At 51.0% G+C, this 6350-nt stretch carries 7 protein-coding genes; 4 read left to right on the top strand and 3 right to left on the bottom strand.

Annotated elements, in window-relative coordinates; all coding sequences use genetic code 11:
- Positions 1–10: 10 nt before the first annotated feature.
- Complete coding sequence (locus AC2FNE_RS21480; RefSeq protein ID WP_496806245.1) at positions 11–634, bottom strand: LysE family translocator; 624 nt, start codon at positions 632–634, stop codon at positions 11–13.
- A gap of 5 nt (positions 635–639) precedes the next feature.
- Positions 640–1995: a homogentisate 1,2-dioxygenase gene (gene hmgA, locus AC2FNE_RS21485; RefSeq protein WP_170608474.1), complete on the bottom strand. Its 1356-nt coding sequence runs from the start codon at positions 1993–1995 to the stop codon at positions 640–642.
- 57 nt (positions 1996–2052) lie between these two features.
- Between hmgA and AC2FNE_RS21490 the strand changes: the two genes are divergently transcribed.
- Positions 2053–2505 (top strand): MarR family winged helix-turn-helix transcriptional regulator, encoded by a 453-nt coding sequence (locus AC2FNE_RS21490; RefSeq protein WP_170608472.1) that lies wholly within the window; start codon positions 2053–2055, stop codon positions 2503–2505.
- Positions 2506–2565: 60 nt separating this feature from the next.
- Positions 2566–3795 carry an adenylate/guanylate cyclase domain-containing protein gene (locus AC2FNE_RS21495; protein WP_170608470.1) on the top strand — a complete coding sequence of 410 codons (1230 nt, stop codon included), beginning with the start codon at positions 2566–2568 and terminating at the stop codon, positions 3793–3795.
- Between the two features lie 289 nt (positions 3796–4084).
- Here the strand turns inward: AC2FNE_RS21495 and AC2FNE_RS21500 are convergent, their stop codons facing one another.
- Positions 4085–4894: a division plane positioning ATPase MipZ gene (locus AC2FNE_RS21500; RefSeq protein WP_170476775.1), complete on the bottom strand. Its 810-nt coding sequence runs from the start codon at positions 4892–4894 to the stop codon at positions 4085–4087.
- Positions 4895–5108: 214 nt separating this feature from the next.
- Between AC2FNE_RS21500 and AC2FNE_RS21505 the strand changes: the two genes are divergently transcribed.
- Complete coding sequence (locus AC2FNE_RS21505) at positions 5109–5996, top strand: AEC family transporter (RefSeq protein WP_496774029.1); 888 nt, start codon at positions 5109–5111, stop codon at positions 5994–5996.
- A gap of 144 nt (positions 5997–6140) precedes the next feature.
- A partial coding sequence (locus AC2FNE_RS21510; protein WP_496806246.1) for a hypothetical protein occupies positions 6141–6350 on the top strand: 210 nt, incomplete at its 3' end.

Here is a 6350-nt window from a genome sequence, read left to right on the forward strand (position 1 = left end):
GCCTGCGGGTTTACGAACCGGGGCGGATGGATTTCAGCCCAAGCAAAATAGCAGCCGCAATCATGAAACTTCCACCGATCCGGTCCAGCCATAACCTGGCCGGACCTTTAAGGCGCTTGGCCAGCCAACTTGCACTGCCGCCGTAGACGGTAAGAAACATGGCATCCAAGATCAGGTATGTGGCGGATAGGATAGCAAATTGTGACCAAAAGGGCAGAGCACCATCGATGAACAGGGGAAATAACGCGGCAAAAAACACCACTGCCTTAGGGTTGGCTGCTGAGGTAATAAAACCTTGCAACCACAAAGATTTGCGACTGGCGAGCGCGGCTATTTGCATTGCCTTGCGTTTGGCTCTCAGGATCGTTCGCGCACCAAGAAAGATCAAATAAGCGACACCTAACCACTTGATCACCGTCAATGCGCTGCCGGATGCAGCAATCAACGCTGCCAGTCCAAGGCCGGCCGCCAACATCTGCAAAAAGTTGGCCGTTAAATCCCCGGCAGCAGTGAATATTCCGCGTCCAAGACCATTGACAGCACAATTCGACAGCATCAGCAATTGGCTGGGGCCGGGCGTGCTCATCAATAGCAGGACGGTCGCGACATAAGTGATCCAGATATCAAAGCCCATATCGGCTATTTCTTTCCTGGGGTACCATCAAACTTCTTTTCGATATCCGTCCAACAATCAATGTAGTCATCTTGCATCGGCGCTTCGTTCGCCGCAAACCCCGTCAGATGTTGCGGGAAACGTGTCTCGAACATGAATGACATAGTGTTATCCAGCTTGTCAGGTCCCAAGTTGGAATTCGAAGCTTTTTCAAAAGCTTCTTTGTCCGGCCCATGTGGTAGCATCATATTGTGCAAGCTCATGCCGCCGGGGACAAAACCCTGAGGTTTGGCATCATATTGGCCGTAGATGTTACCCATTAACTCGGACATGATGTTCTTGTGATACCAAGGCGGACGGAAGGTATCTTCCATCACCATCCAGCGTTCCCGGAACAGAACAAAGTCGATATTTGCGGTGCCGGGTTGCCCGGACGGGGCGGTCAATACGGTAAAGATCGAAGGGTCCGGGTGATCGAAAAGGATGGCTCCGACAGGGCAATAATTTCGAAGATCATATTTGTACGGCGCGTAATTTCCGTGCCAAGCAACGACATCCAAAGGACTATGACCGATTTTGGTGGTGTGGAATTGACCACACCATTTAATCGTGACGGTTGAAGGCGCATCGCGGTCTTCAAAAGCTGCGACAGGTGCCTTGAAGTCGCGCGGATTGGCCATGCAATTGGCGCCAATTGGTCCTCGCCCAGGCAATTCGAATTTTTGTCCGTAATTTTCGCAAACGAACCCTCGCGCCGGACCCTCTAAAACTTCGACGCGGTACAACAGTCCGCGCGGGAGAATAGCAATTTCCTTTGGCTCGAGATCAATGACTCCTAATTCTGTCGCAAATCGAAGACGGCCTTCCTGTGGTACAACCAACAGTTCGGAATCGGCGGAAAAGAAATAATCGTCCACCATCGATTCGGTAACCAAGTAAATGTGGCTTGCCATGCCAACTTGAGTGTTCACGTCGCCTGCGGTGGTCATCGTGCGCATGCCTGTCAGCCAAGTCAGCCCAACAGCAGAATGGGGTACAGGGTCCCAACGATATTGACCAAGGCTGATCACATCTGGGTCGACATTTGGTGCCGATTTCCAATAGGGAAGATTGATCTTCTCGTATCGGTGCGAGTGCTTTACCGAAGGGCGGATACGGTAACACCATGTCCGCTCTGGGTGTTGGACGGTGAAGGCAGTTCCGCTCAACTGCTCACCATACAGGCCATAATTGCATCTTTGCGGGCTGTTCATCCCTTGTGGCAAAGCATCTGGCAGAGCTTCGGTTTCAAAATCGTTGCCAAAGCCGGGCATGTATCCGGCGTGGGTTCCAACAGGCGTCGCAGCCTGGGTCAAATGATGCGGATCAGTGGGGCGATTCATGGCGCGGTCCTCTCTTTCCTGCTTGTCGGATAATAGTTGTTTTTGTAACTAACAAGGATGACACACCCAAAAAACGACGAAAAAGATGAATTCGACCTTCAGAATTTTCTGCCTTTCCTGCTGAATCAGGCGGCCGAGGCAAGCTCGCTTGAGTTTCAGCAGGTTTATAAGAACCGATTTGGAATGCTGCGTACGGAATGGCGGGTGCTGTTTCACCTTGGAAATTATGGCGAAATGACAGCGCGAGACATCGGTCAAAGAGCCAAGATTCACAAAACCAAGATCAGTCGCGCAGTACATAAACTGGAACAACGTCGGTTTCTCAGACGAATCCGAGATGAAAATGATCGGAGGGTCGAGCGTCTTTCGCTGACTCAAATGGGCACTTCCGCTTATCGTGAGCTGCGCTCAATCGCGCGGAATTACGACGGCAAACTAGCAGCGCAGTTCACCACTGCAGAGGCGGAATTGCTGCGCACTATGTTGCGACGTTTGGCTGGATTGGATTGACCACTGGAATTTCGAGGTCATGGCCACCAGATGTGAGTCTCAATGAGGTAGGATTGAACTATGGCAGCCGTAGACACCGATTCAGCGAAATCCAATGATCTCATAAATTGGCTGGTAACGCGTGGTCTGGAAGGAACCGGCGAGCATGATCTTCTGGACGGCTATTGTAGAAAATTGTTGGATCTGGATGTACCGCTTATGCGTTTTCATTCGGCGCAACCTGCTCTGCATCCGGCCTATGGCGGCACCGGTTACAGTTGGTATCATGATCAGGGCGGAGATTTTCAGACATTCGACTATAGCGAAACCCCTAGCCAGCAATGGCGGCAAAGTCCGCTCTATGCCATACTTAATGAGGGATTGGATGCAGTTCACGAACGTTTAGTTGACCAGAACACGGCCAGTCGATTTCCGTTGATTAACGAACTGCGTGAAAAAGGCGCGACCGAGTATTATGCGACTGGAATCAATTTTGGCGCGCCCGCAAAACTCAATCAACTAGGTGAAAACCGGCGTATTGATGGAGCTTTAATGTCATGGGCGACAAATGCGCCGAAAGGGTTCCAGCCTCAAGATCTTTCTTTGATAGTAAGTTCTTTGCCGCATCTGGGTCTGGCCTTGAAATCTGCTTCCAGCGCGACCGTGGCGAGAGACCTGATGAGGGTTTATCTGGGAAGTGACGCAGGTCAAAGAGTGCTTTCTGGCGAAATTAGAAGGGGTTCCTTGCAGCAGATTGACGCTGTGGTTTGGAATTTTGATTTGGAAGGATTTACTGGCCTGTCCGAAGAGTTGCCCGGGCTTGAGATCATTGACATGTTAAATGATTATCTTGCTGTCGCGGTCGACGTCGTTCACGAATTCCACGGCAGTATCCTGAAATTCATGGGCGATGGGCTTATGGCCATTTTCGATGTGGGCGAGATCGACGCCGATGCGCGTGCGGCGCTGAACGCGACGGCTGCCCTGCAAAAAAGAATGGCAGAATTAAACACCCGACGCCTGGCAGACTCTCTGCCAGTGACTAACTTCACTCTGGCTTTGCACGCCGGAGAAATTCTTTACGGAAACATAGGCGCAGAAAGCCGGTTGGATTTCACTGTAATTGGACCGACGGTTAATCAAGCAGCTCGAATTGCCGGAATGCACCGTTCGCTGGGCCAACGGATTCTTTTGTCAGATGACGTGGCGCGCGCGGCGCAACCGTGCGAACACGATCTGGTTTCGGTAGGGCGCTACATGTTGCGGGGCGTGGCCGAACCCAAAGAGCTTTTTACAATTCATAGGCTGTGAAAAAGGGCCGCATGCATTGAGTTGAGATGTTGAAGTTATAAACGAGCGTCATTCGCTGTTCGCTGACATGGTGTTGTTGCCAAGGTCTACAATGCGAGAGCGGTATTGCGTTCGCCTCGCCATGGGGCAAACCCCAGCATAAAGTGATTTCTTTTCAATACAAAGGCAATGTCAGATATGCCTTCGATCGCACCAATAGGCTTCCTGACTGTTAAGAAGCTAAACGCAAACTATTCCCCCTACTGTAGAAAGTGATCGGACCTTGCCGCAACTCAGCCGTGTGCGTTAATCAAAAGTCTATTTCTACGCCGGGTAAGTTCAGTTCCTTCATCATATCGCGCAATTCCTGTCGTGCCGCGATGTTGGAGATATTCAGTTGTTTTACACCGATGTCTTTTAGGTCCAATAGTGTCAGTCCACGTGGGAACAATTCGCGGAAAATAACTCTCTCGGAAAAGCCGGAAGCAACCCTAAAGCCGATCCGTTGCGACAGCATCTCAATAGCGCGCTGCATCTTTTCCTTGTTGACCATGCGCTGTGTACCGACACGGTTGCGCACCACGACCCAATCTATAGGTTTCAACCCTGCCTGCGCCCTAAGCTGACGCGCGTTCCAGACCATCTCGGAATACACGGACGGGCCAAGAATTTTCTCGCCCTTGGAGTCAATCCGGGCAAGCAGGTCAAAATCGATGAAGCTATCGTTCAATGGTGTGACAAGTGTGTCTGCCAGGGAATGCGCGACCTGACTTAGGCGCGTGTGTGAGCCGGGGCAGTCGATCAAAATAAAGTCGCTGTCACTTTCTAACTCTGAAACTGCCGCGGAAAGGCGGTGATCATAGATGTTTTCACCCGGTTTCAATCTGCTTGCGTCAATCTCGGGCAAGTCATGATGGCGCGGGCTTGGTAAAGAAATCCCCGAACCGTTCATAAAATTTATACGGTTCTCAAAGTAACGGCCCAAGCTTCGTTGACGCAGATCCAGATCGAGTGTGCTGACCTTGTGCCCCAATCGGGCAAGTGCGGTTGCCACATGCATTGAGACGGTCGATTTACCTGCACCGCCCTTTTCGTTTCCGACCACAATAATATGTGCCATGCCTGTATTCCCAAGTCCCGCCGTGTTTGCCCACACGTTGTTGTAAGCCACTATATGTTGTGTGGCGCAGGAAGGGAAGAACTCTAAGCCGTAGTTTATAGCAATATCAGCTTTGAATTCGATGGTCCGAGACCCGCTCGTCTCTTCAAATTCGCCTTCTTGCCAAAACCCTGGTCAGGTCTCAGTGTGACTTCAACGGCGCGGAGGGCTGGGATTGGATCACTTGTTTCTCAATGTTCTGAATGTGGTACTGCCAGTTTTGATTTGCGCCGGCGTTGGTTACTGCCTTGCTTTGATCGACGCACCGTTTGACAACAAGGTGATTGGCGGGATCGTTTCAAAAGTCGGGTACCCGACCTTGATTATTTCGCATTTGTCCACGACCAAACTAGCGGTTGGCACGTTTATTGACATGATGACCGCTGCGGCATTGGCCGTCACGGGGTTCGGAGTTTTGGGATTCGTTGTACTGAAGGTGCTACATCTGCCAGTACGTGCCTTTCTGACACCACTGATGCACGGCAACGTGGGTAATATCGGCTTGCCGATCACTTTGTTGGCGCTGGGCGACGCGGGAATGGCTTATACAATGGCCTTTGTTGTGGTGGTGCTCATCAGCATTTTTACCGTGGGTATGTGGATTCCGGCAGGAGAGTTTTCGCCCAAAAAGCTGGCAACGTCGCCGATTATTTACGCGGTAATTTTTTCGCTGATCTTGATGTCTACAGGGCAAAGCTTACCGCAGCCAATTGCAAAGTCGTTTGATATTTTGGGAGGGTTATCGATCCCTCTGATGTTGCTCACGCTTGGGCATACCCTGGCCACTTTGCGTGTAAATAGCCTTGCGCGTGCTGTTCTTTTGACGGCGCTGCACCTTGTCATGGCAGTTATCATTGCCTCTGCGCTGATCTGGATTTTCGGATTTACTGGGGTTGAACGAGGTGCGTTGATCCTTTGTTGTCTGATGCCGTCATCTGTGGCGACCTATTTGTTCATTGATCAGCATGTTCCGGAATACGGGCCGGATGTCGCCAGTTTTATCCTGGTCTCAACGTTGACGACCATAATCGTTCTGCCTTTGGCCCTTTCCTATTGGATCTGAGTACCCAAATTACCTGACTGACATCAATCGGCGACAAAAACCGATTTATTGTCTATAAGTTATCCTCGGAGGAGCTAAATTTAGATCAAACCAGTCGCCTTTGCCGGGCCGGTAATGTGGAGACATCGTGAGGCGGGGCTTTAGATGAAAGTTTCCAAGGAAACGTCTGATATGCGCGGCGCGCGAGTGGTTTTGGCCATGACCGCTATTTGCATGATGGTGGTCGGATTCAACACGACGGCAGTGGCGACCATTCTTCCCAACCTTAAGGCTGAATTTGATCTAGGCCCGTCAGGCTTGCAGTGGGTAATGGCAGTTTACACGGTGGTCAGTGCCACACTGGTCACAATTGTC

Source organism: Ruegeria sp. YKSD179 (assembly GCF_059612885.1).